This window comes from Brevibacillus migulae, from assembly GCF_004521915.1.
In the GTDB taxonomy this organism is placed as follows: Bacteria; Bacillota; Bacilli; order Brevibacillales; family Brevibacillaceae; genus Brevibacillus_F; species Brevibacillus_F migulae.
Map to the genome: position 1 here is coordinate 198,825 of NZ_SDKD01000001.1, position 21,001 is coordinate 219,825.

The window sequence follows — 21,001 nt, forward strand, 5'->3', positions numbered from 1 at the left end:
GCGAAAGGGGGTAGCTCGTAATGGTATACCGAATTGTATTTCGATTTCTCTTATTGGTCGCGGTACTGATTATCGCCTGGCCCTTTCTATCCTGGCAATGGAAAGAAGAAAGACAGCTTGATGTCGCAGTGATTGATAAAACGGTGCCCGTGGAAGATTACCGCGAACATCTGGGCTTGTTCTGGATCTTGGAGAACGCCAAGATCGCGAAGCCCGATGGCGAATGGTATCGGGCGGAAGCCGACTACTACGGCAACCATCCGGTAGAAGGGGTGGCGGAGCGAAACCTGTCGCTCAACCGGCAGCCGGATCTCATCTACATCACGGATACGTATGGTGTTTATCGAGCGGATCTGGGGGAAAAGCAGACAGGGGAGCGTTCCGAGATGCTCTACGGAGGTTTGACGTCGTACGAATGGGAGCAGCTGATGGGCGCCAAGGGGGAGCGGACTTCGTTGATTCTGGAGTTCAACTCGATCGCCTCTCCGACGTCCAATAGCGTCAGACGCAGTGTCGAGAAGAGCATGGGCTTCGCGTGGACGGGGTGGATCGGACGTCATTTCCCCGATTTGCAGAGCGAGGAAGTCCCGGTATGGCTGCAGAAAAATTACGAAGCCCAGACAGGGAAGCCATGGACAATGGAAGGCGAAGGGATTGCCTTTGTGGATGAGGCTGACCAGGTGATCCTGCTGCAGCCAGGCGACTACGAAGGGCAGGTACGCTTCGAGCTGACGGAAGAGGGAAGACGGCAGTACCCGACTGCCGCAGACAGCGAGTACGGGTATTGGTTCGACGTGATGATCCCCGATGAAAAGCTTGCGATCGATGCTACCTACAAGCTCGATTTATCGGAAAAAGGGAAGACGAAGCTTCGCGAAAACGGCATCCCGGATGAGTTTCCTGCCGTCCTGCGCGACCCTGACCAGCATACCTATTATTTCTCCGGGGATTACGCGGATATCGGGGTGAAATATTTCGGCAAAATGGACCCGCCGGAATCGTATTATGACGTTTTGGCTTTGATCCGCGAAGACGAACGCTTTTATTGGCAGAGCTATGTACCGATGATAAGGCATATTTTGGACCGAATCGAAGAAGGGAAACGCTAGAAAAAAGCGGCCTTGCAACCCGATGGATGATCGACGGGTGCAAGGCCGCTTTTGTCATATGTGCTTACGGAAGTGGCGCCTCGTAGGTTTTATAGACTTTTTGAATCTCCGTAAAGCCTAGCTTTTTTCGCTCGTGATAATGCGGGGATGTCCAGTTATCCCATTGATAGGTGAGCGATTGGACAGGCGCGTTCGCTTCCTGAGGAGTGAGGATCGGCATGACGCCGATGTGATCGATGGAGACTTCCTCGAAGCGTCCTGCTTTGTACAGGTAGTTCCATACTTTTTTGCTGCTAGGGTCGGTAAAGCCGAGCAGCATCCACGGGATGCGAATCTCCAAGACGTTCCCTTTCGCATACCAATCCGCCAGGGAGTTGAAAGACGGGTGCTTCGGATCCGCGATGCCGTTGATCATTTTTCCGACTTCAACAGCGTGGAACGGCTTTTTCTCTTTTGTTTGCGGCAGATAGAAGCCCAGATCGGTTGGAAGCCGCCATGACAGCATGAAGCCAGCCGAATCGTTTGCATACCGGGGATCGACATCAATCAGGCGATTGTTGACACCGTATGTCCATGTGAGCAGATCATATGCACTGTTGATCCGTATTTCCGCTTCCCCGTTTTGGAGGAGGAACATCGTCTCGGCGCCAGCTGGGAACTTGCTGCCTTTGTTGGCATCGGTTGATTGGGCGCCGCCTGCAATCGTATCGAAGCCGATCAACAGGTTGTCCTTCTTCAGATCCCAATCTCCCGCTTTTTTCTCCAGGATCAGGTGCAGGTCCGATTCATCATGGGAGACCTTGATGCTGTAGTCATTCTTGGTTAATGCAGCAACGTGATCCTGCTGGTCCCAATCCCCTTTTTCCCCGTCGACGATGAGCGCTTCGCCTTTCCATGGAGAAGGCTCTACCGCGATCACGCCAAAATGCTCTTCATTGGTCAGGCGGTTTCGCCACATGGCCCGATTGGTTTCCATATCGTAGGTGTTCCAAGTGAACTTGAACCATTCATCGTGCCATTCAAACAGCATGGCGCCGTCCAGCTCTTCGTCATGGATGCTTTGGAGAAGATCGACGAGCATGCGCCCTTGCTCTTGCTCCGTATGCATCCCTTGGTTATATCCGTTTGGCGCAAAGTGCGCGATGCCGCGAGAGCTGGGCAAGCCAAACTCGGCTACGATCAGCGGAATTCCTTTGTGATGCTCACGCAGATCATGCAAATACCCTGCGTATGGATTCTTGTTCCCGTGCTTGTCCACGTAGTTCAGGTATTCCGGTTGAAAGCGCAGGAAATCAGGGTAGTACGGATAGACGTGATAGGCCGCGAAATATCCGGCTTTCCAGGCATCTGTCGGTTCGACATGCATCGGGTCTACTGAGACGAGGTCCTCTTGCTCGAGAGGCTCGTTCGGGTGGTGCAGCGGGTCGGTCGTGAGCCAGTTCGTAAAGGATACCGGGCGCTGCCAGCCGTATTTCATTTCCTCTTGGGCAACGGTGTCCAGCATCCGGGCCAGCCAATTTTCAAACGGTGTGGCAGAGGCATTTCCGCGGAAATAAGTGCCTTGATAAGCGGGCATATTGGCATGGGCTTGGTCCGTTACCTGCACCGCCAAAGGGAACCATTCCGTACCTACCACCCAACCCAAGACGTAGGGGGAGATATCGGCGGTATAGGTCCCGGATGCATGTCCCGGTTTCGGCTCGATCGTCATTTTTCCGTGAATCGCACCTACAGCACGGTGGATTTCCGATTCGAAGGCGGCTGTGATGTCTTTGTTGTAGGCGTCTCTTCCAAGGGAATCGGCTCCGATCAATTCCTCTTCAGGAGACCAGATTCCATGAAGCACCATGAGCGGCTTCGTTTGGCGGGCATTGAATTCGGCCAACGCCTCATAGAAGTAGGGAGGCATGATCGTATAAATCCGGATCACGCGGTTATTCATCTCGACCATTTGCTCAAACCAGCGCAGATAGTCTTCCCGCGTCGGGGAAAGCTCGCCGGGGAAATGGCCGGGAGTCGTAGATCCGAGGTTCACGCCGGCCCAGAAAAAGCGATCCCACCCTTTTCCGTTGTAGACAGCAAGCTTCTGGTCGACGACGGTAGATACTTGGGAAAACCCTTGCGGATCGTGATAAACCGCGACAGGCGTAGTAGCTTTCGCGGGAGTACCGGCACCTCGCGGGAACCATTGAAAATAAGCGATGATGGCGGCACAAACGACGATGAGTAAGATACCGATGGATAGATAACGGTTACGCATGAAACCTCCCAGGAAGATCTAAGTTGTCAACCATACTAGTGTACTAATTTTTTGGGGTTATTCCTAGCTGGGAATCCCTAGTTTTCGTCACTTTTTCTAGTTACATCAAGAAAGGAGGGAAAGGGTCACAATAAGGGAAAAGAGGTGAGGATATGGTAGATGTATTCACAGAAACGATCATTCACCGTCCGCGTGACATCGTTTCTGATTACGCTGCGAACCCTGATAACGCGCCTGAATGGTACGCAAATATTCAATCCGCAGATTGGCGAACGCCAAAACCGCTAGCTGTCGGGTCGCGAATCGCGTTTGTCGCACAGTTTTTAGGAAGAGAGCTTGCTTACGTATACGAAATCGTTTCCTATTCACCGGGGCAACAGCTTGTGATGCGCACGGTTGACGGTCCTTTTCCTATGGAAACCATCTACACGTGGGAATCGGTAGGGGGCCACTCAACCCGAATGACATTGCGTAACAAGGGCAACCCGACCGGTTTTTCCAAGTGGCTGACTCCATTCATGTCCGCAGCGATGAAAAGAGCGAATCAGAAAGATTTGAAAAAAATAAAGGACATCCTTGAAAATACGTAGCATCCGCTCTTGCATGAAAGCCTGAAAGAAGACAAGAAAAAGCGCGGCCTTGACTATCCAGACCGCGCGGATTTGGTGAGGGGAAAACGACTTGTGATGTCCAGCTTGCTTCCTCCCGGTTACTGGCAAGTATGCCGGGCTTGCGATACTGCCACGTTCCCATCATTTGTTTTTACGAAAATGCTCCATCACAAACGACTTAAAATGCAAGGCTGCCGGCGACAAGTACCGTTCCTCGATAAAAGCCATCCCGATCACACGGGAGCACTTTGGGTGCTGCAGATGGATCTGTACGGTTTTCGTCTTATCCAATCCCACATCGGGGAGGAGCGATACACCCAGTCCAGCGGCTACCAGCCCGGCTGCCGTCGCGACTTCCTCGCCCTCAAACGTGATTTTCGGGGTAATTCCCAACTGCCGGAAAGCGCGGTCCGTTGTCTCACGCAGCGCATATCCCTTCTTTAAACAGATGAAGGATTCATCCGCGATATGCTCCAGCATGATGCTTTCAGATCCGGCCAGAGGATGCCAAGGGGGGAGTACGGCAAAGATCTCTTCACTCCACAGGGGGAGCCATTGGATTTGCATTTTGGTTTCTGTCGGCTCAGCAATCAGACAAAGATCTAACTCTCCCGCGTGCAAATGCTCCAATAGCGAATAACTGTGATTTTGACTGAGCTGAAAGCGGATATTCGGAGAAATCGCACGAAAAGTGCCAATCAAATCAGGGATGATGCTGGTGCCCAGTGTATGCAAGAATCCTAAGGCTACCTCTCCGTGTTCCGGGTGGACGAGATCGTGAAGCTCTTGTGTTCCATTATGAAATTCGCTCAATATTCTCTCTACTCTTTGCAAAAATAGCTGGCCATAACGGTTCAGTATAATCGTGCGGCCTTGGCGATGAAAGAGCGGGACACCCAGCTCTTCTTCCAGTCTGGCGATAGAACGACTTAAAGCGGGTTGGGAAATAGACAGGAACTCAGCCGCACGCGTGACGTGCTGCAGACGTGCCAGGGTTTGAAAGTATTCAAGCTGCTGCCACTCCATGGAAGAACCCTCCGACCTTTGTATCATCCGATCATTCATTACCGTTGTGCATGAAAAACATACTTATAATCAATTATACATCATGAAAAGCCGGTGATAGTATGAGAGTGTGAATGAAGCGTACGGGAGGTTCCGTCAACATGGGGTATATCAAACAAGGTTCACTCGCTTTTCGGAAATCAAATGTAGCCTTCTTTGCAGCGGGGTTCAACACGTTTGCCATTTTGTACAGTACACAACCGCTAATGCCGGAATTTACGGATGAATTCCACATTTCACCGACAGCGGCAAGCCTGTCACTCTCCATGACCACCATCTCGCTTGCAATCAGTATGCTGCTGTTCAGTTCCGTATCCGAAATATGGGGCCGCAAACCAGTCATGATGATTTCCATGATGGCCGCCTCGGTCTTGTCCATTTTGACGGCATGCAGCACTACGTATGAATTCATGCTGGTTTTCCGAGTCATTCAGGGATTTGCCTTGGGCGGACTTCCTTCCATTGCGATGGCGTATCTCAGTGAGGAAATGGAGCCAGACAGTCTAGGGATGGCGATGGGGCTCTATATTAGTGGCAATTCTCTTGGAGCCGTATCGGGCCGAATCATTTCCGGTGTGCTGACGGACATGTTCAACTGGCACGCTGCCTTGGGCACGATTAGCTTCATCAGCATACTGGCATGCCTGATATTTTTTGTCAATTTGCCGAATTCCAAAAATTTCGTTCCTCGTTCTCCGAAGATTGGCTTGCTGTTTACATCCTTGGTCAGTCACTTGAAGGATCCTGTACTGCTGATCTTGTTTAGTCTGGGCTTTCTCCTCCTGGGCAGCAATGTTGCTTTGTTTAATTACGTGGGGTATGTATTCATCGCTCCGCCGTACTCACTCAGTCAGACCCTAGTAGGCTGGATCTTCCTTGTATACCTGGTGGGGATGTACAGTTCGGTATGGGTTGCGAAAATGGCAAAGAAACATGGACAGCAAAAAGTATTGATACTTTCTCTGCTCATTACGTTGGCAGGCGCCTGTCTGACGCTGGAATCCAATCTATGGATTAAGATATTGGGGCTGCCGTTGGCGACATTTGGCTTCTTCGGGGGTCATTCCATCGCCAGCGGCTGGGTGGGTCGACGCGCGCTTCAAAACAAGGCGCAGGCCTCCTCGCTCTATCTTTTCTTTTACTATGCGGGCTCCAGCATTGGCGGAACCACAGCTGGCGTGTTTTGGTCATCGCTTGGCTGGGGCGGCGTCGTGGGAATCATCGCCGGATTTTTAGGGATCGCATTATTCCTCGCGTTGCTTTTGGGCAAATGGGGCACTGTCCATCAGCCAAGCTCAGCTGCAGTAGGCAAATAAAGCGCGCGATTGATTCGAGCGGGGAGCGATTGACTGGCATGCCTTCGATACAGGGGCGTCTTCGGCAATCATGCGCTGAATCATGCGTAAATCGGCTAACGAGATCAAGAGAAGCACACTTTGCCACGTGGCGGCAGGTGTGTTTTTTTCATCGATAAGAATGTATTAAATTCTCATCGACATAAGGGCAACTAGGCTACGCCAAAGACTTGACTTGGCACAGCCTAGTTTATCCAATTGTTCCCGCAAGCAAATGCAAGAACATTCGGAAGCGTTTTCATCATCGGCACGATCTGTGCGTAAAGATATGGTATGTACACCATCAAAAACGGAAATGGGGAGTATGCGTGAAAAAACTGGTGAATCATCCGGAAGCAGTCGTGAGGGAAATGCTGGAAGGAATGGTGTTGGCGCATCCGCACATCGTCAAACAGGTGGAAGGAACGACGGTACTCGTCCGCACCCATGCCCCGATTCAGGGGAAAGTAGGGTTGGTCAGCGGAGGCGGAAGCGGACACGAGCCTTCTCACGCTGGCTTCGTAGGAACCGGGATGCTGGATGGGGCAGTGGCTGGCGAAGTATTCACCTCGCCTACACCCGATCAAGTATTGGAAGCCATCAAAGCGGTCAATGGCGGCAAAGGCGTCCTGCTGATCATCAAAAACTATTCCGGTGATCTGATGAACTTCGAGATGGCGGGAGAGTTGGCGGAAGCGGAAGGAATTCCTGTGCGAAAAGTGATTGTCAACGATGATGTAGCCGTGGAAGACAGCCTCTATACGACGGGGCGCCGCGGGATCGCAGGGACCATTTTTGTACACAAGATCGCGGGCGCATTGGCCGAAAGCGGAGCGTCCCTTGAAGAAGTCGAGCGGGTAGCAAACAAGGTGATTCAGCAGGTCAGAAGCATGGGGATGGCCCTTACGCCTTGCACCATTCCCGCAGCAGGAACACCTGGATTCTCTATCGGTGAAAACGAAATGGAGATCGGCATGGGCATTCATGGCGAACCGGGCATCGAGCGTATCGCGATTGCGCCCGCAGATGATGTTGCCACAACGCTAGTCAACCATGTGCTCGAGGATATGAAGCTGACATCCGGGGATCGCGTCGCAGTCCTCATTAACGGTTTGGGCGGGACGCCGCTGATGGAGCTGTACATTGTGAATCGGAAGGTAGCGGCCCTCCTGCAGGATCAAGGCATCCAGATTCATGATACATATGTTGGCGAGTATATGACGTCTCTGGAAATGGCTGGTTGCTCGGTGACTTTGTTAAAACTGGATGACGAACTGACGGAGCTGTTGGATGCACCCGCACAAACCATCGCGTGGAAAAAGGAGAGGAGGAATCCGAGTGGGGATACACGTGAATGATGTGAAGCAGTGGCTTTTCAAAACAAATAGTCGCATGCAAGAGGAAAAAGCGTACTTGACGGCTTTGGATCAGGCGATTGGCGATGGAGACCACGGCATCAACATGGCCCGTGGCTTTCAGGAAGTGGCGATCAAACTGGAGAAAACAGCCTATACAGATATCGGTTCTCTTCTCCAGGATACCGGAATGGTGCTGCTATCGAAGGTCGGCGGGGCGTCCGGTCCTCTATTCGGCACAGCTTTTATGAAAGCAGCAATGGTATGCAAAGGGAAAACGGAAGCGACCACAGCCGATTTGGGCGCTGCTTTGCAAGAGGCGGTCAACGGGATCAAACTTCGGGGGAAGGCGGAAGTCGGCAGCAAGACGATGCTCGATGTGTGGGAGCCGGTTGCGCAATACGTCCAGGAGCACGCGGAGCAGCTATCCTGGTCTGCGCTAAACGACCTCGCCCGACTCAGCATGGAAAAGACGAAAGAGATGGAAGCCAAAAAAGGCAGAGCGGCATATCTGGGACCACGGTCGGTAGGACACTTGGATCCGGGATCGGTTTCTACCTATTACTTGATGGAAGCCCTCTGCACAACCATGAATAGAAGCGGGGAACCAGCATGAACAATGTCGGAATCGTCTTGGTCTCTCACAGCAAAGAGCTGGTCAGCGGCTTGCTTGCTGTGCTCAAACAGGTGCAGCCTCATGTTCCCATTGCCATAGCCGGGGGAACGGATGACGATGAGATCGGAACCAGCGCGCAAAAAATCCGGCAAGCGATCGAATCCGTGTACTCGGATGCCGGTGTTGTCCTCTTTTTTGACCTTGGCAGCGCTCTGATGAATACAGAGCTGGCGATGGAATGGTTGGAAGGCATGGACAAGATCAGAATTGCAGACGCTCCATTGGTGGAAGGCTCTTATGCAGCCGTCGTGGAATCCGGCTGCGGAAGTACACTAGATGAAGTGGTAAAAACGGCGGAAGATGCCAAGCTGATCGAAAAACGATAATGGGAGCGGCTTGCTTATGCGGATCGAAAAGGAGTTAATCGTACATCGCGCAGATGGCTTGCATGCGAGGCCAGCCGGGGAAATAGCGAAAACGATGAGAACATTTCAGAGCAGTGTAGAGATGGAATATGGCGGCAAAACGATCAATGCAAAAAGCATCGTCAGCCTGATGACACTGGTCGCCAAGCAAGGAGCGATGCTGCGGGTGATCATTGATGGGGAGGACGCGCAAGAAGCTTTGGTAGCACTGGAGCTCATGTTGCGTTAGTTCAATAAAAAAGCAGCGGTAGGCTAGGACGTGATAGCTTGTCCCAGGTTACCGCTGACTCATTTTTGCGTTGCTTTTTTCTGAGTTTCTGATTCGCAAAGCTGCGTAGGATGAACACCGCCAGGAGTCAAAAGGGCATCCGTCCTTTTGAGCGTTTGGGTTAGCGATGTTGCTCGTACCGGTTCGCTTTGCTGAAGCTGCGGATCGCCGCAATTTCTTCCTTGGTCAACGGTGGTACGTTCGCCGCCTCGATATTTTGCAGGAGCTGCTCTCGGGAGCTGGCTCCGGGAATAACGGTCGCGACTGCAGGATGGCTAAGCGAATAACGGATAGCCAGCTGCGACATGCTGCGCGTATTGTCCACCATCGATGCCAGCTTCTCTCGAACAGCTGCGATCTCTTCCACACTGTGGTCCAAGTATCCTTTTGTCACATTCTTATTCTCCGCCAGCGCTCCGCTGGCCACCGGCCCTCGAGCAATGACACTGATGCCCTGTTCCAGGAGCAATGGCAGCACTTCCTCTTCTGCACGGCGGTCCAGGATGCTGTACTGGTTCATCACGCTGACGATGGAGGAGCGTGCCGCATATTCCCGGATCACGTTGGGGCGGATGGAAGAGATGCCGTAATGCCGGATCACCCCTTCGCGCTTCAGCTGCTCGAACGCTTCAATCGTCTCGTCAATCGGATCATCCAAGGTTCCCCCATGCAGCTGATAGAGGTCGATGTAATCCGTCTGAAGTCTTCTCAAGCTGTCCTTCACCGCGGATAAAATGTACGCTTTCGACGGATCCCACACCCAGCCTTCCTGCCCGGGAATGCGCCGGTTGCCCACTTTGGTCGCCAGAATGACTTTGTCACGGCGCCCCTGAATCGCTTTTCCTACCAGTTCCTCATTACGTCCCGCATCATATAAATCGGAAGTATCCAAAAAATTAATGCCTAGATCTAACGCCTCTTGAATGAGAGGGACAGCTTTCGCCTCATCCGTCCCTACGGTCATACATCCGAAGCCGATTTCAGTGACCATGAGATCGGAAGCACCTAAACGGTTGGTTTGCAATGGAAATTCCGCTCCTTTCGGTGGTATGATGACATTGATTATACAGATCCCATCCAATGAAATCCAAGGGGGTATTTTTCATGAGCAACTCAATCTTGAGCACCATGAACATCGCTCGCCAAATGACGCTCGGCAAAATCGTCAGTATCAGTGAAGATCTGTTCTCCGTTCAGCCGCAGCCATTCAACAACACGATTGCCTGGAACCTGGGGCATATCGCTGCGACGTTCGACGGATTGGTTTTTCGGGCGATAACCGGCAGCAACAGACTTCCCCAAGATTTTATCGCCATGTTCAAAGGCGGAACCCGCCCCTCCGATTGGACACAGACTCCGCCATCGAAGGCCGAGCTGGTAGATATCCTGAAGCAGCAGATGAACGAAGCCAATGAATATTTCGCGGGGAACATGGACCAGGTACTGGAGAAGCCTTTGCAAATCCGCGACTTCAAGCTAGAAACCGCCGGCGATGTCATCGGCTTCGCCGCAATCCACGAAATGATGCATAACACGACGATTCTCGATCTGGTGAAAGTGATTCAGCATCAGAACAGCTGATACATACAAATACAAACATACTAAGAAAAGACGATGAAGGGGAAAAGCTTCATCGTCTTTTTGTCAGGCACTTGTCCTTAATCGGAAGAGGGTTTCGCAGGATAAGCTTCTCATTAGAATAAGATCGAATGAGGGGATTTTTTATGTAAGCCGGGAGAAGAAGTGAAAAATGAAACGAAAAGGCCGGGACAAACGTAAAAGGTATCATGAAGAATTACTTGTTCCAAAGTGAAAGATCATGTACATGGGGGATGATATTGTGATGAAACAATGGTTCGGCAAAATTGCAATTTTGCTAGGGATGGTTCTCTTGGTTGCGAAATACTATTTTTTTCAAACATCTGAATACAGCTATATTCTGACAGGTCTTGTGGTTGTTCTTTGCCTGATGGGCGGCTTTTTGGCTTCGGGTGATTCTCCCAAGAAGGCGTCATAGTGGAGCAGTATGGCTTGGAAATGGGGCTGATAACCCAACAGCAAAGGGATTGCAGGAAAATTACCACCCAATTGTTGACGACACTGTCATCATGAATGCTTGCGTATCCATAGACGGATGTGAATAGACGGGTGGCACAAGCAGAAGAATATGTGTGGAAAATTAACAAATTGGCAGTTGACTTGTTCTTTTGTTGTAAGTATTATAATTACAACGAGAGGGTGGTCAGTTGAAAATCAGTAGCCGGTTCACAATCGCTGTACATATGGTATCGTTAATTCACGTTCGAACCGATCATTTAACGTCTGAGCAAATTGCGGATAGCGTGAATACGAATCCGGTATTCATTCGGCAAATCAGCAGCTTGCTAAAAAAAGCGGGGATAATCGGGGTGAAACGTGGTTCAGGTGGAGCTTATTTATTGAAGGATCCTTCAGAGATTACATTATACGATATCTATCTAGCCGTAGATGTTGTTGGAGACAATGGATTATTTCACTCCCACGAAAATCCGAATCCCAATTGTTGGATCGGAGCAAATATCCATGAGATTCTAGGGTTTTTTTTAGTAAAGGCACAACAGGCTATGGAAGGTGTTTTGCGTGAAGTTTCCATTCAGGAACTCATTCATCTCATCGCTGAAAAAAAGAATGCTTCTTCGGGAGCATAATTTTTTTGGGACTGTTGTAATTGGTTTACTTACAACAATTCTCCACTCTCTCCCTCTCGTTGAAAAAATGTTGTCATATTTAAGGAGGATTTTACATGACTGTTGATTTTGAATCTGAAATAAAAGAACTTCATTGGGACCGAGAGATAAACTCATATGTTCAGCTAATACCTAATCTGATCTATTCCCAAAAAGCCAATAACCCGTTAGCACTTAACTTATTGGTGTATCGAAACCCGATGGATGCTTTATTCAATAGAGAGGGTAACAAAGAAGTGTATCCACTCATTATTTACCTGCAAGGGTGCGGGTGGGGATGGAGCGAACAGGATATATTCGCTTTTATCCCACAGCTATCTGAATTTGCGAAAAACGGGTTCGTCGTTGCCAGTGTGCAATACCGTCTAACATCAGAAGCCATTTTTCCTGCTCAACTGGAAGACGTGAAGGACGCGATACACTTCCTTAAAACGAATGCTTCAAACTATAATATAGATCCGAACAAAGTAGGTCTATGGGGAGATTCCTCTGGTGCGCATTTAGCTCTATTGGCAGGCTTGGAAGCATTGGGGGCTGGGGGAAATCCGTGTGATGTGCAAGCAGTTGTGGATTGGTTTGGGCCAACCGAATTATTGTCGATGAGCAAATATCCTTCTGTATTTGATCACGATTCTCCTCATTCGCCGGAGTCCAAACTAGTTGGAGGTGCGATCCAAGAGAACAAATCCAGGGCAAAAGAAGCCAGTCCCATCGAGTATGTTCGTCCTGGTGCTCCCCCTATCTTGATCATGCACGGCGATGCAGATGATGTTGTTCCCTATGAGCAAAGCGTTGAATTTTTTCGTGCACTGCGCGAAGCAGGAAACGACGCAAGCATGTACAGAATAAAAGGAGCAGGACACGACGCCTTTACGCAGCGTCAAACGATGGATGTTGTTAAAGCATTTTTCAATCTCCATTTAAAATAAACGTAACAGAGGTAGTGGAACAATCAAGGAGCAGCATGCTGCGGCTACTGTTCGGTAACGATAGTTGGAACCATGGAGCAGCTGCAATTGGCAGCTGCTCCATCAGTCATTACGCGCTATCGGGCAGTCTAGGTTTTTTTCGGGTCCATGGCTGCCGCACAGCTAACCGACTTGAACCGATGGTTACCTTTGGTCGGATTGATACTTCGAGTTATCGGCATCGCTGTTTTCACCGGAATCATTTGCATGTTTCGCAAGATTGTTTGCTGCTATGTCGCCAAGTGGATTGGAAGAGGAACCTAGCGCAGCATCGGCTATTCCGCTGCCCATAGTCCCTACGACTTCACCGGAGTTGCCGTCATCCGTGATGTTCCGATTGCGATTGTTGTTTTGATCCAATTCACTCTCGCTCCCTCACTTCGTCATTGGCAAGCGCTGCAATTCACTCACCACGAATATTGTACCCGACTGAGATGGAGGGATTCAGGAACAGCAAAAGTCCGTTTTTTACATGTCAGGCCAAGCCGAAAGCCAGTGCCAGCAAGGCGGCCGATGCGCCTCCAGCAAGCGAGCCGGCGACATTGACGGCATCGTTGTTCCAGCCTGAGCGGCCGCGGACCCGCACGGCTGATCTGCCGCAGTGGCGGGCCTGCTCGATTTCCCGACCGCAAGTGTCACATCGGTACATTTGCTGCCATGTGGCACCGAGCCACGAATCCGCCAGCGACCCTATGATGCCGGCCAGACCGGCTATTCCGATCCAGGCGGCAGGTCTGAGCGTAGCAGCGGCTTGGCCGGGCACTGCAAGCAGCATCCATGCGATGGCGCCGATAAATAGTCCGCCGGCTAGCGAAGCGGCCATGCCGATGCTAGAGACACCTCCGGACGTGCCAGGGGGAACACGCTTGCCCGTCTTGATCGATCTCGGTGGCGTCCGGCTCAAGCCGCCAATTTCCGTAGCCCACGTATCGGCTGTGACCGCCGCCATGACGCCGAGGAAGGCATACCACCAGAGCGGATGTGGAAATGCCCAATTCCCCACGCATAACAGCAGCCCCAGTCCTCCGTTAGCGAAAACCTGGCCGGCATCACGTCTCCCGGTTTTCTCATAACCGCTCTCTGCCTCTTCTTTTGCATGCTTTTTCCATTTTGACCACAAGGTCGACGAAACAAAAAAAGCGATGAGGGAGCCGAACCAGACCGCGCTTCCGAGCGCGTACATCACGGTACCCAGCATCACCGCTGCCAGAAAGCCGGAACCGGACAGAGACCGTTTTACATAAGCCGCCCCGGCAATCCCAACGCTGCAGGCCAGACCTATCCACCACTCCACCGCTTTTTCGCCCCCTTTGTTTTTGAACTATTATACCTCTTTCGAAAATGAAAAGGGAATGATTATGCGATGGCCAGGACGTCACTGTGATCCGGTTAAAAGGAGGGGGGATCACTCACTGGAATTGCGACAAACAAGGGTGGCAATTTGCCACCCTTCGATAACCACCAAGGTATTCATGAACTGTAACCAGGAGGAACGTAAAAGGGGGGAATCCGAATCCAACCGCGTTTGCGCATCGAGTGTTTCAATTTCGTTGCAAATGCTAATTTTTCGCTCTGGAACTGAGTGAACATTATGCCGACATCTACACGGATTGATTCGGCTGCAATCCCGGCAGCCCGTATGATCAAACTGTATATTTTTAACGATAATTCGTTGGCGAGTACATCATCCGTTAATTTCGTTCCAGGCGGAATACTGTGCGGATCCGATTTAGGCATATCTTCGGAAGCCCGCGGCATGGAAATGCCCTCCTTACTCATGAATTCATAGAGCCTCTTCCGCTGGCTCGTTCCCAGCGCCAAATCTTCTAGAAGCAATTCTTTTAATTCGTGATCGGTCGTAGTATTGATGGCTGACTGAACGGTTGATTTGGCTAATTCAAGACCTGCCAAGTACATCCAACATCCCATTACCTCTCCGACATGCAGAGGTTGGTCTTCATCTTGATCTATCATTGATTTGATGGTATCTATGGTCGATTCCAAGATGTTTACCATGTAGTGTATCCTCCTCGTTAAATAACAACATGATTATTGTTTGAAACAGGCGGATACCTTATTCAAATTTTGGCAATGGGATTATGTCCGCTTCCAATCATATGGGAAAACGCTCACTTCCGAAGCTGCTCGCCAATTAATCGGATCACATGCTGATAGTAGGAACCATCATGGGTCACAAAGCTATTTTTCCCCACATAGGTATCGACCCAGGTTTTCTCCTCGTACGCATTGATTGTAAAACCGGTAACCCTAATCTCTTCTTTCGTTCCCAGCCAAAGCTCACAAAAGTCATCAAACGTAGCGCGCATCATTCCTGCTACCTCTTCTTTCTGCAAGCGAAAATCATTAAACGTACCATCATATTCATAGAGGAAAATATGAGCAAATTCTTTGTCGATCATCTTTTCGTTGACGATGCAGTAATCAAGAATGCCCAATGGCACTACCTCCTCAAAAGCCACTTCGATTCCCACCTCCTCCTGAATCTCTCTTACTCCATCCTGCACGGTTTCATCAGCCAGCAGATGTCCCGCAGCCGTGATGTCCAACAGGTTGGGATAATCTTTCTTCCGCTCGCTGCGCAGCTGCAGATAAATAAAGTCCCTGCCTTCCTCTCTGCTCACAAACCAGCAATGAAAGACTTCGTGCCAATGCCCGATGCGATGCACCTCTTCGCGGGTCGCTACGCCTACTTGTTTCTTATTCTCATCAAAAATATTGAGCAGTTCCGCTTCCATGATGGCTCCATCCTTCCTTGTGCTCAGTGCTTGTCTTTCGTTTCGCTCCTGCGCCGTCCCGAGCTGATCAGCGCCAGTTGGCTCGCCATGAACTTCGGGGTGTAGGGAAGATCATTTTCCAGCCACCAGTAGATGACGCCCAAATAAGCGCTGGTCGTGTAGCTGAGGATGATTTCTTCGGGCACTTGCAATTGATGGCCTTGCTTTTTGACATTATCCAGCGCCTGCTGAAAAGCTCCCTTTAGCGCATGGATCATCCGAGTGCCGAAGCCGGGAATTCCTTTGCTTCCCATCATCGTACGGAAGAATTCGGCGTTTTCGGCTACGTGCTCAAAAAAGGCGACCAAGCCAGGAGGGGGCTCACTGGGATCAGCTGGGCGTTCGTAGTTGGCAGACGGTGTAATTTTCGCGGACATTTCTTCGATGACCTCATGGATGCTTTGCTCGAGCAGGTCGTACTTGTCGCGATAGTGCAGGTAAAAGGTAGCGCGATTCAAGTTGGCCTTGTCGGTCAAATCCTGGATGGTGATGGCATCAAAGCCTTTTTCCTTGATCAACGAAATAAGTGCGTCACGCAAAGATTGCCTGGTTCGTTGGATGCGGCGATCCAGATTTTTTGGTTTAGTCGACATGTTGTGCCTCCGTGTTGATTATTGTAAGTTTGCGCATCAAAATCGATGGTTTTGTTGTATTGTCAACATCCTCGTCATTCTTGTTCATTGAGTATACGGTGCATCTGCTTATAATATTAATATGCAAACTGTCTATTTAACAACAGTTTGTCGTTTTATTTTTATCGTGGTTCATCATACAGAAAGTTGAGGAGAGATCATGAAGAGAAAAGCCATATTATATCTGATCCTGGGCGTGCTTGTGCTGGGAGGCGGCGGGGTCGGCTCCTATTACTGGTACATGGGTCAGCACTATGTATCCACTGAGGATGCGAGAGTGATGGGAGATATCTACCGCGTCATGCCACGCATCTCCGGGAAGCTAACCTCGATCACAATCGAAGAGGGCGACCAGGTCATGGCCGACCAGATCGTCGGGAAGGAAGATACAACCAATCTGGCCGGCTATCAGCTGGACAATGCCACCCTTCGTTCCCCGATTTCCGGACGAGTCATCAAGGTCAACTCCAAAGAGGGGGAAGTGGTTTCGGCAGGTCAGGCAGTTGCGCAGGTGGTTGATGAAAGCAAGCTGTATATCCAGGCAAATATTGAGGAAACCGAAATTGGCCGCATCAAGGTAGGTCAGCCCGTTACATTCACCGTGGATGCTTTCTCCGGGAAGAAGTTTACCGGTACGGTCACCGAGATCGGTCAGGCAACCAACTCCACGTTTGCTTTGCTTCCTGCTACCAGCAGCAGCGGCAACTTTACCAAGGTCACGCAGCGGATTCCGATCAAGATCGCGATCGACCAAACAGATACGCCTTTGTTCGCAGGGGCTAACGCAGTGATTTCCATCCAAGTGAAAGGAATATGAGGTGTGACTCGATGAAAAAGAAAACATCAATGATCGTAGGAAGCTTGCTGCTGGCCACAGCAGCGCTGTCGGCGGTCGGCTGCAGCAATGTTTCCAGTGCGGATGTAACGGCAACCATGCCAGCAGTCCGTATCATGACGCTCGCTCAAGCTGCAGAGGCAGGAACGATGGCCAGCGGGAAAGTCGTGCCAGATCAGGAGATTCAGATCGTTTCCAAGATTTCGGGCAAAGTGGCGCAAGTACTGGTCAAAGAAGGGGCACAGGTGAAAAAAGGCGAGCGACTGGTGCAGCTGGAAGCCAATGATTATCAGCAGCAGGTCCAACAGGCGGCTGCAAGTCTGGATGCCAGTCAGGCACAGCTGTCCGATCTGAAGGCGGGGGCACGCACCCAGCAAATCACCGTGCAGGAAAGCGCGTTGGAACAGGCAAAGGCGACTTATGAGACTGCACAAAGAACCTATGAACGGACACAAGCGTTGTTTACCTCCGGCGCTGTATCCCAATCCGATCTGGATAAAATATCGCTGGAGCTGGAAAAGGCGAAGTCCGCTTATGAGCAAGCGAATGCGCAGCTTGATCTGACCAAAGCGGGCGCTACCGCTTACTCGGTAGAGGCCAAGGCTGCTGACGTGGACCGTTCCCGTGCAGCGTTGTCACTCGCGCAGAATACGCTCGCCAATACCTCGATCGTTTCTCCGATCGACGGGGTAGTGGCCAGCCGTTCCATTGATCCCGGCGAGATGGCGCAAGCGGGGACTCCCTTACTGACTGTCGTCAATATGGAACAGGTAAAAGTAGAGGCAAGCGTCGGACAGGATGTCGTCAACCAGCTGAAAGCCGGGGCAAACGTAGAGGTGAGGGTCGACGGCATCCAGGAGCAGAGCTTCAAGGGAACCGTAGACTTCATCAGTCCGATTTCGGATCCCAACAACAATACGTTCCCTGTAAAAATCACCGTGCAAAATCCGGATCATCTCCTAAAGGCCGGGATGATCGCTCAGGTGTACTTTAACGGCGAGCGACAAGTGCAGGGATTCGAGGTGCCTGCATCCGCATTAATGAAATAGGATGACAAAACCTATGTGTTCAAAGCGGAGGGCAACGTCGTTCATCAAGTGGAAGTGAAAACAGCCGAGAAAAACAAGGACTGGGTCTATGCGCTTCAAGGCATCAACGCAAATGATTCCATCGTGATCAATCCTGACGGGAAGCTGAAGGATGGAGATCGCGTCCGCATAGAATAGGAGGCCATCTTGTGTCAGAAGAAATGAAACAAACAAATGAGAGTGGCGCCTATAAATGGTTTGCCCTGGTAGCGATCGTCATCGGGACGTTTGCGGCTGTGTTGAACAGCAGTCTGCTGAACGTCGCGCTGCCGAAGCTGATCGCCGTCATGGGATCGACGCAGGATACGATGCAGTGGATCTTGACGGGGTATATGCTCGCTTCGGCGGTTGTGATCCCGTTTAGCGGTTATTTGGGAGATAAGTTTGGTTACAAAACGGTATTTACCGTATCGTTGATCGGTTTTACGGTAGGAACCTTTTTATGCGGCATGGCTTGGAGCGACAGCAGCCTGATCGCCTTCCGGATCTTCCAGGGGCTGGCCGGGGGCTTGATCATGCCGATCGGGATGACGATTATTTACAGTCTGATCCCGCGCAATCAGATCGGGACCGCGCTTGGGCTATGGGGGATTGCGGCCATGAGTGCGCCGGCGATCGGCCCTACGCTTAGCGGGTACATCGTGGAGCATTACAGCTGGCGTGTCCTGTTTTTCTTGAATGTGCCTGTGGGAATCCTGGCCGTAATGATGGGGATGATTCTGTTAAAAGAAACGCCGAAGAAGCCAGGCGCTACGCTGGATAAGGCAGGGGCGGTCCTGAGTGTGATTGCCTTTGGCACGCTGCTTTTGGCATTGAGCAAGGGGCAAGCGGAGGGGTGGACCTCACTTTATATCGTCAGCTTGTTTTTTATCGCTTTTTTCAGCCTTGTGCTTTTGATCTGGGTGGAGCTTGGACAAAAGCAGCCTGTGTTGGAAGTGCGGCTATTTGCCAATCCGATTTTTACACTCAGTGTATTGACCTCCAGTCTCGTCACGATCGGGATGTTCGGGGGGATCTTCCTGCTGCCGATTTACCTGCAAAATATCCAGGGATTATCCCCGGTCCAGACGGGTATCTTGATGCTGCCGCAATCGATCGTGATGGCCTTGATGATGCCGATCAGCGGGCGGTTGTTTGACAAGATCGGGATTGTGCCGATTGGTCTGGTCGGTCTGAGTCTGGTCGGGATCACTACCTTTGAGCTGCACAGGCTCGCCATTGATACGCCGAACCATTGGTTGAATGTGATGCTGACCATCCGGGGGATTGGGATCGGGCTTTGCATGCAGCCATTATCCACGGTGGGGATGAATGCTGTGCCGCCGCAATTGATCGGGCGAGCCTCGCCGCTTTCCAATGTGACGAGACAGGTCATGGGTTCGATGGCCATCGCGGTCTTTACCATGATCATGTCGCAGCGCAGCACCATTCATACCGGCATCATCAATGACACGGTCTCTGTCACCAATACGGAAGCGAGTCAGACCATGTCTGCGCTGACGGGTGTATTTGCCCAAGGCGGGCTTGATGCAGCCTCTGCGCAGGCCATGGCTGCCAGCACTTTGGGCGGCTTGATCGCCAAAGAAGCGACGGTCCGGGCGATTGGCGATACGTTTCTGCTTGCGTCCATTCCGATCTTCATCTGTATTCCGCTGGTGCTGCTTTTTGCGAAAAGAAAGAAAAAAGAAGTGCCTCCTGCGAAGCCGGCCGCGCAGACCGATGAACAGCCGGTGAAGGCAGGCGTGCAGCCGGAGCCGGTTCTTAGCCGCTAAGGCTCGATCAACTCGAATTGCTCATTGCATTTGTTGACAAAGGAAGAGCAGTGGATGGATGCCAGATCAGCCGTATAGATCCATTTGGCGTCCGGCGACCAGCCGATAAAGGGTTTGTTGTCATGTGCTTTGTAATAGATGCCGGGATCCTCAATGGTCATTGGGGGAACATTCCTTTTCGAACCTTCGTGCTGATAGCGGAGCCAGACGTAGGCATCCATCCCATTGGAGCCGCCGCGGAATTCTTCTCCTACAAACGCATGGCCGACAGGAGCCCAATGAACGCCGGAAAGCAGGTCTCCTTCCAACTGGCCAGGAGCACTTCCAAGCGGAAGCTTTCTGCCAGTCGGCAGGTGGGTCAGGACAGCGCCTTTTTCGGTTCGATCATAGGCATAGGTCATATCGGCTGAGTACGAAGGCAGTTCCTTTCGCGTATGGACGCTGATGTGTCCGGTAGCCAGATCCCATTCCTTGATGCCTGTGCTGGTCTGATAGAACAGTTTTCGCCCGTTTGGCTGCCACCTGATTCGCGTGGCAAATCGGTCAGGCTCTACCATCATCGCGATCGTATCCGCCCCCAGTATTTTTGAGGTGGCAAGGTCTTGCAAGATCAGCTTGCCGTTCTTATAAAGGTTCGAATTGGTACGGTCGATCTGGATGTAGGCCAGATAGAGTTCGTTGGGCGAGACAGCTTGCGTCACGATGGGGCGGATTGCATCGCCAGGCGCGATCAGCTTCTTTTGCTGGCCGACAGGATCAAAGGAAACCAGGTTGCCTTTTTCGTTTATCAAAAGCTTGTCGCTTTTCGGATACCAAGCCGCGTATCCGCTTAAAGGGGCAAGCTTTTTTGTTTTTCGTTCATAGAGGTAATAGGTTGTCGGGTCTGTGGCTGTTCTGCCGATTTTTTCGGTGTACAGGTATGCGGTGCTCGGTGAAAGAGAAGCACGATGCATGAGGGGAAGCGATGCGATCCGCTCTTTTTTCAGGTTGGGAACGGAATAGCGATCGATCACCGTCGTTTCCGTTAGTGAAGAAACCGATGCTTCACTTTTGGCAGGAGATAAGGAACCGAGCAAGCTTATGATCGCAAAGGATAGACAGGCAAGAGAGAATAAACGTTTTTTCATGATAACCTCCTCACA

Annotated in this window: 24 protein-coding genes; 15 read left to right on the forward strand and 9 right to left on the reverse strand. The window is 51.1% G+C overall.

Features of this window, described 5'->3' with window-relative positions; translation table 11 throughout:
* The first annotated feature begins 20 nt into the window (after positions 1-20).
* Complete coding sequence (locus tag EIZ37_RS00935; RefSeq protein ID WP_134682669.1) at positions 21-1,109, forward strand: hypothetical protein; 1,089 nt, start codon at positions 21-23, stop codon at positions 1,107-1,109.
* A 64-nt stretch (positions 1,110-1,173) separates the two neighbouring features.
* Here the strand turns inward: EIZ37_RS00935 and EIZ37_RS00940 are convergent, their stop codons facing one another.
* Positions 1,174-3,369, reverse strand: a complete 2,196-nt coding sequence (locus EIZ37_RS00940; RefSeq protein ID WP_134682670.1) for a hypothetical protein — start codon at positions 3,367-3,369, stop codon at positions 1,174-1,176.
* A 152-nt stretch (positions 3,370-3,521) separates the two neighbouring features.
* Here EIZ37_RS00940 and EIZ37_RS00945 point away from each other — a divergent pair, with 152 nt between their 5' ends.
* Positions 3,522-3,959 (forward strand): SRPBCC family protein, encoded by a 438-nt coding sequence (locus tag EIZ37_RS00945; protein WP_134682671.1) that lies wholly within the window; start codon positions 3,522-3,524, stop codon positions 3,957-3,959.
* A 162-nt stretch (positions 3,960-4,121) separates the two neighbouring features.
* On the opposite strand, the gene EIZ37_RS00950 is transcribed toward EIZ37_RS00945, so the two are convergent.
* Entirely contained in the window at positions 4,122-5,006 is an 885-nt protein-coding gene (locus tag EIZ37_RS00950) for a LysR family transcriptional regulator (protein ID WP_134682672.1), read from the reverse strand.
* A gap of 140 nt (positions 5,007-5,146) precedes the next feature.
* On the opposite strand from EIZ37_RS00950, the gene EIZ37_RS00955 reads away from it, so the two are divergent.
* The 5 genes from EIZ37_RS00955 (at position 5,147) to EIZ37_RS00975 (ending at position 9,004) form a co-directional block, all read left to right on the forward strand.
* The gene (locus EIZ37_RS00955) at positions 5,147-6,361 is read left to right on the forward strand and encodes an MFS transporter (protein WP_134682673.1); all 1,215 of its coding nucleotides are present in this window, start codon (positions 5,147-5,149) and stop codon (positions 6,359-6,361) included.
* Between the two features lie 347 nt (positions 6,362-6,708).
* The gene (gene dhaK / locus EIZ37_RS00960; protein ID WP_134682674.1) at positions 6,709-7,737 is read left to right on the forward strand and encodes a dihydroxyacetone kinase subunit DhaK; all 1,029 of its coding nucleotides are present in this window, start codon (positions 6,709-6,711) and stop codon (positions 7,735-7,737) included.
* Entirely contained in the window at positions 7,718-8,350 is a 633-nt protein-coding gene (gene dhaL, locus EIZ37_RS00965; RefSeq protein ID WP_268898729.1) for a dihydroxyacetone kinase subunit DhaL, read from the forward strand. Before dhaK ends, dhaL begins: the two co-directional genes overlap by 20 nt.
* The gene (dhaM, locus tag EIZ37_RS00970; protein ID WP_134682676.1) at positions 8,347-8,736 is read left to right on the forward strand and encodes a dihydroxyacetone kinase phosphoryl donor subunit DhaM; all 390 of its coding nucleotides are present in this window, start codon (positions 8,347-8,349) and stop codon (positions 8,734-8,736) included. The genes dhaL and dhaM overlap by 4 nt, the downstream gene beginning before the upstream one ends.
* Before the next feature lie 16 nt (positions 8,737-8,752).
* Positions 8,753-9,004, forward strand: coding sequence for an HPr family phosphocarrier protein (locus EIZ37_RS00975; RefSeq protein WP_134682677.1), 252 nt, complete (start codon positions 8,753-8,755; stop codon positions 9,002-9,004).
* Between the two features lie 160 nt (positions 9,005-9,164).
* Here EIZ37_RS00975 and EIZ37_RS00980 read toward each other — a convergent pair whose 3' ends face one another.
* Positions 9,165-10,067 carry an aldo/keto reductase gene (locus EIZ37_RS00980; protein WP_134682678.1) on the reverse strand — a complete coding sequence of 301 codons (903 nt, stop codon included), beginning with the start codon at positions 10,065-10,067 and terminating at the stop codon, positions 9,165-9,167.
* An 80-nt stretch (positions 10,068-10,147) separates the two neighbouring features.
* On the opposite strand from EIZ37_RS00980, the gene EIZ37_RS00985 reads away from it, so the two are divergent.
* The 4 genes from EIZ37_RS00985 to EIZ37_RS00995 all read left to right on the forward strand — a co-directional run bounded on the left by EIZ37_RS00985 (position 10,148) and on the right by EIZ37_RS00995 (position 12,698).
* A complete protein-coding gene (locus EIZ37_RS00985) occupies positions 10,148-10,624 on the forward strand; it encodes a DinB family protein (protein ID WP_167568574.1) in 477 nt (158 codons plus the stop codon).
* 259 nt (positions 10,625-10,883) lie between these two features.
* On the forward strand, positions 10,884-11,060 hold the full coding sequence (locus EIZ37_RS25815; protein WP_167568576.1) for a hypothetical protein: 177 nt from the start codon (positions 10,884-10,886) through the stop codon (positions 11,058-11,060).
* 229 nt (positions 11,061-11,289) lie between these two features.
* Positions 11,290-11,730, forward strand: coding sequence for an Rrf2 family transcriptional regulator (locus tag EIZ37_RS00990; RefSeq protein ID WP_134682680.1), 441 nt, complete (start codon positions 11,290-11,292; stop codon positions 11,728-11,730).
* A 95-nt stretch (positions 11,731-11,825) separates the two neighbouring features.
* Complete coding sequence (locus tag EIZ37_RS00995; protein ID WP_134682681.1) at positions 11,826-12,698, forward strand: alpha/beta hydrolase; 873 nt, start codon at positions 11,826-11,828, stop codon at positions 12,696-12,698.
* A 183-nt stretch (positions 12,699-12,881) separates the two neighbouring features.
* Here EIZ37_RS00995 and EIZ37_RS01000 read toward each other — a convergent pair whose 3' ends face one another.
* The 5 genes from EIZ37_RS01000 to EIZ37_RS01020 form a co-directional block, all read right to left on the reverse strand.
* Positions 12,882-13,097: a hypothetical protein gene (locus EIZ37_RS01000; protein WP_134682682.1), complete on the reverse strand. Its 216-nt coding sequence runs from the start codon at positions 13,095-13,097 to the stop codon at positions 12,882-12,884.
* Positions 13,098-13,212: 115 nt separating this feature from the next.
* Positions 13,213-14,031 carry a DUF92 domain-containing protein gene (locus tag EIZ37_RS01005; RefSeq protein WP_134682683.1) on the reverse strand — a complete coding sequence of 273 codons (819 nt, stop codon included), beginning with the start codon at positions 14,029-14,031 and terminating at the stop codon, positions 13,213-13,215.
* A 176-nt stretch (positions 14,032-14,207) separates the two neighbouring features.
* On the reverse strand, positions 14,208-14,753 hold the full coding sequence (locus tag EIZ37_RS01010; RefSeq protein ID WP_134682684.1) for a DUF3231 family protein: 546 nt from the start codon (positions 14,751-14,753) through the stop codon (positions 14,208-14,210).
* A gap of 113 nt (positions 14,754-14,866) precedes the next feature.
* Positions 14,867-15,493: an NUDIX hydrolase gene (locus EIZ37_RS01015; RefSeq protein WP_134682685.1), complete on the reverse strand. Its 627-nt coding sequence runs from the start codon at positions 15,491-15,493 to the stop codon at positions 14,867-14,869.
* 23 nt (positions 15,494-15,516) lie between these two features.
* Positions 15,517-16,125 (reverse strand): TetR/AcrR family transcriptional regulator, encoded by a 609-nt coding sequence (locus tag EIZ37_RS01020; protein ID WP_134682686.1) that lies wholly within the window; start codon positions 16,123-16,125, stop codon positions 15,517-15,519.
* A 199-nt stretch (positions 16,126-16,324) separates the two neighbouring features.
* On the opposite strand from EIZ37_RS01020, the gene EIZ37_RS01025 reads away from it, so the two are divergent.
* The 4 genes from EIZ37_RS01025 to EIZ37_RS01035 are packed head-to-tail and all read left to right on the forward strand — an operon-like array spanning position 16,325 to position 19,859.
* Positions 16,325-16,981: an HlyD family secretion protein gene (locus EIZ37_RS01025; RefSeq protein WP_134682687.1), complete on the forward strand. Its 657-nt coding sequence runs from the start codon at positions 16,325-16,327 to the stop codon at positions 16,979-16,981.
* A gap of 11 nt (positions 16,982-16,992) precedes the next feature.
* Positions 16,993-18,048: an efflux RND transporter periplasmic adaptor subunit gene (locus tag EIZ37_RS01030; protein WP_167568578.1), complete on the forward strand. Its 1,056-nt coding sequence runs from the start codon at positions 16,993-16,995 to the stop codon at positions 18,046-18,048.
* 15 nt (positions 18,049-18,063) lie between these two features.
* A complete protein-coding gene (locus EIZ37_RS25820; protein ID WP_167568580.1) occupies positions 18,064-18,225 on the forward strand; it encodes a hypothetical protein in 162 nt (53 codons plus the stop codon).
* Between the two features lie 23 nt (positions 18,226-18,248).
* Positions 18,249-19,859, forward strand: a complete 1,611-nt coding sequence (locus EIZ37_RS01035) for a DHA2 family efflux MFS transporter permease subunit (protein WP_134682885.1) — start codon at positions 18,249-18,251, stop codon at positions 19,857-19,859.
* Here the strand turns inward: EIZ37_RS01035 and EIZ37_RS01040 are convergent.
* Complete coding sequence (locus tag EIZ37_RS01040; protein ID WP_134682689.1) at positions 19,856-20,986, reverse strand: hypothetical protein; 1,131 nt, start codon at positions 20,984-20,986, stop codon at positions 19,856-19,858. The genes EIZ37_RS01035 and EIZ37_RS01040 overlap by 4 nt on opposite strands.
* Positions 20,987-21,001: the final 15 nt, after the last annotated feature.

Excerpts from the sequence above, each read along its gene's own strand:
- EIZ37_RS01030 (WP_167568578.1), top strand. The coding sequence starts at position 16,993 with ATGAAAAAGAAAACATCAATGATCGTAGGAAGCTTGCTGCTGGCCACA.
- EIZ37_RS01025 (WP_134682687.1), top strand. The coding sequence starts at position 16,325 with ATGAAGAGAAAAGCCATATTATATCTGATCCTGGGCGTGCTTGTGCTG.
- EIZ37_RS01035 (WP_134682885.1), top strand. The coding sequence starts at position 18,249 with ATGAAACAAACAAATGAGAGTGGCGCCTATAAATGGTTTGCCCTGGTA.
- EIZ37_RS00985 (WP_167568574.1), top strand. The coding sequence starts at position 10,148 with ATGAGCAACTCAATCTTGAGCACCATGAACATCGCTCGCCAAATGACG.
- EIZ37_RS00945 (WP_134682671.1), top strand. The coding sequence starts at position 3,522 with ATGGTAGATGTATTCACAGAAACGATCATTCACCGTCCGCGTGACATC.
- EIZ37_RS00995 (WP_134682681.1), top strand. The coding sequence starts at position 11,826 with ATGACTGTTGATTTTGAATCTGAAATAAAAGAACTTCATTGGGACCGA.
- EIZ37_RS00935 (WP_134682669.1), top strand. The coding sequence starts at position 21 with ATGGTATACCGAATTGTATTTCGATTTCTCTTATTGGTCGCGGTACTG.
- EIZ37_RS01015 (WP_134682685.1), bottom strand. The coding sequence starts at position 15,493 with ATGGAAGCGGAACTGCTCAATATTTTTGATGAGAATAAGAAACAAGTA.
- EIZ37_RS01040 (WP_134682689.1), bottom strand. The coding sequence starts at position 20,986 with ATGAAAAAACGTTTATTCTCTCTTGCCTGTCTATCCTTTGCGATCATA.
- EIZ37_RS01010 (WP_134682684.1), bottom strand. The coding sequence starts at position 14,753 with ATGGTAAACATCTTGGAATCGACCATAGATACCATCAAATCAATGATA.
- EIZ37_RS00955 (WP_134682673.1), top strand. The coding sequence starts at position 5,147 with ATGGGGTATATCAAACAAGGTTCACTCGCTTTTCGGAAATCAAATGTA.
- EIZ37_RS00975 (WP_134682677.1), top strand. The coding sequence starts at position 8,753 with ATGCGGATCGAAAAGGAGTTAATCGTACATCGCGCAGATGGCTTGCAT.
- dhaM (WP_134682676.1), top strand. The coding sequence starts at position 8,347 with ATGAACAATGTCGGAATCGTCTTGGTCTCTCACAGCAAAGAGCTGGTC.
- EIZ37_RS01020 (WP_134682686.1), bottom strand. The coding sequence starts at position 16,125 with ATGTCGACTAAACCAAAAAATCTGGATCGCCGCATCCAACGAACCAGG.
- EIZ37_RS00950 (WP_134682672.1), bottom strand. The coding sequence starts at position 5,006 with ATGGAGTGGCAGCAGCTTGAATACTTTCAAACCCTGGCACGTCTGCAG.
- EIZ37_RS00940 (WP_134682670.1), bottom strand. The coding sequence starts at position 3,369 with ATGCGTAACCGTTATCTATCCATCGGTATCTTACTCATCGTCGTTTGT.